The sequence below is a fragment of the Streptomyces lancefieldiae genome, from assembly GCF_031845825.1.
Lineage (GTDB): Bacteria > Actinomycetota > Actinomycetes > Streptomycetales > Streptomycetaceae > Streptomyces > Streptomyces lancefieldiae.
The window spans coordinates 1-1,654 of the sequence record NZ_JAVRFH010000201.1 but is presented as its reverse complement, the minus strand read 5'-3'; the positions used below and the strand labels follow the sequence as shown (position 1 = coordinate 1,654).

The following is a 1,654-nucleotide window of genomic DNA, read 5'->3' as shown; positions in this document are numbered from 1 at the left end:
ACTCCTACCGGCTCAAGAACCGCGACATCGGCCGCACACCAAGCGCGGCAACCGGGTGAACAACTGCACATGCGGGGTCAAAAGTCACCGACCCCAAAGGGGTCCAGGTTCAGAGACCGCCGACACCGCCTACAACGTGGTTGCAACTCGACGGCGAGCAGTGCTCGTCGAGAACCACCTGGTTGCTGGGCGACACAATGGCGACCCGTCAACCGCATGGGGCCTGGTCTGCCTCTCTTAAGACGTCGTTTCTTATGGCGTGATCGTTCGTTGAGCCGTGCATGACGGATTTGGTCGAGCGGCTGGTGCCGGACGAGTTGTGGATGCTGTTTCGGCGGGTGGTACCGCCGACGGAGGTCATACGCCCGCAGGGCGGCGGCCGGCGCAGGGCGGGTGACCGTGAAGCATTGGCCGCGATCACCTTCGTGGCAACCTCGGGCTGTACCTAGAGGCAGCTCCCGCCGGTGTTCGGTCCGAGCTGGCAGACCGTCTACCGACGCTTCGCCCACTGGAGCCGAGCCCGGGTCTGGGCTCGGCTCCACCGCATCATCCTCGACGAGCTCGGCGCCCGCGGGGAACTGGACTGGTCGCGCTGCGCGATCGAATCCGTCAGCATGAGGGCTGCAAAAGGGGGGCCTCTGACGGGACCGAATCCGACCGACCGTGGCAAGCCCGGATTGAAAATCCACCTGATCACCGACCGGAACGGACTGCCGCTCTCACTGGGCATCTCGGGCGCGAACATGCACGACAGCCTCGGCCTCGAACCGCTCGTGCGGGGCATCCCGCCGATCCGGTCCCGACGCGGACCTCGTCGACGGCGCCCCCACAAGCTCCACGGAGACAAGGGCTATGACTACGACCACCTGCGTCGATGGCTCCGCGAACGCGGCATCCGCCACCGCATCGCACGCAAGGGCATCGAGTCCTTACAACGTCTCGGCCGCCACCGGTGGGTGGTCGAACGGACCGTGTCCTGGCTCGCCGGTTGCCGTCGGCTTCACCGTCGATACGAGCGCAAGGCCGAGCACTTCCTCGCCTTCGTCGGCATAGCCGCAGCCCTCATCGGCTGTCGCCGGTTGGCGACCCTGCTCAAGGCCTGAGCCGGTCCTGCTGCACGTCGAAACAGACCAGACCCATGGACTCCGCCACGGCTGCCGCGTAGGCCGATGCCTCCTCGGCCATGCTCCACCGCATCGGGAAGTAGATCAACGGACCACTGGCCTCGCCGATCAACGGGCCCGTCGACCAGGGCGAAGTGTCCTCCTCGTTCTCGGTGAGGTCGCACCACCGCTCAAGAAGCGCCGCGACGTATGCCGCTATGCGTTCGGACGGAGGCTCCTCGACCTCGCTGTCGATATAGCGGTCGTACAGGTCGCTGAAGACCCGGCCAGCGGACTTGTCATCCGCTGGCCTCTCGCCTTCCCACACAGTCAAGTCGTAGCTCATGCCCGGAGGCTCTCACAGAGCACTGACACACATCGTCCCTGGTCAACAGCACGGACCGACCTCAGCCAAAGGAAACGACGTCTTAGAAGCTGTTGTCTTTCCGGACGTGATCGACGCGTTTCCGCTGGTCGGGGATAGGGGTGGTGGTTCCGTGGGAGTGGTGGCCTGTCGGGTCGTCGTTCCCGGGGAGGTCACGGATGCCGTC

General features: G+C 65.4%; 1 protein-coding gene and 1 pseudogene. One reads left to right on the top strand and one right to left on the bottom strand.

The window, feature by feature from the left end:
• Positions 1–281: 281 nt before the first annotated feature.
• Positions 282–1,103 (top strand): annotated as a pseudogene (locus RM812_RS41595) (IS5 family transposase).
• On the opposite strand, the gene RM812_RS41590 reads toward RM812_RS41595, so the two are convergent.
• Positions 1,093–1,449 carry a hypothetical protein gene (locus RM812_RS41590; RefSeq protein ID WP_311586138.1) on the bottom strand — a complete coding sequence of 119 codons (357 nt, stop codon included), beginning with the start codon at positions 1,447–1,449 and terminating at the stop codon, positions 1,093–1,095. The pseudogene RM812_RS41595 and the gene RM812_RS41590 overlap by 11 nt on opposite strands.
• Positions 1,450–1,654: the final 205 nt, after the last annotated feature.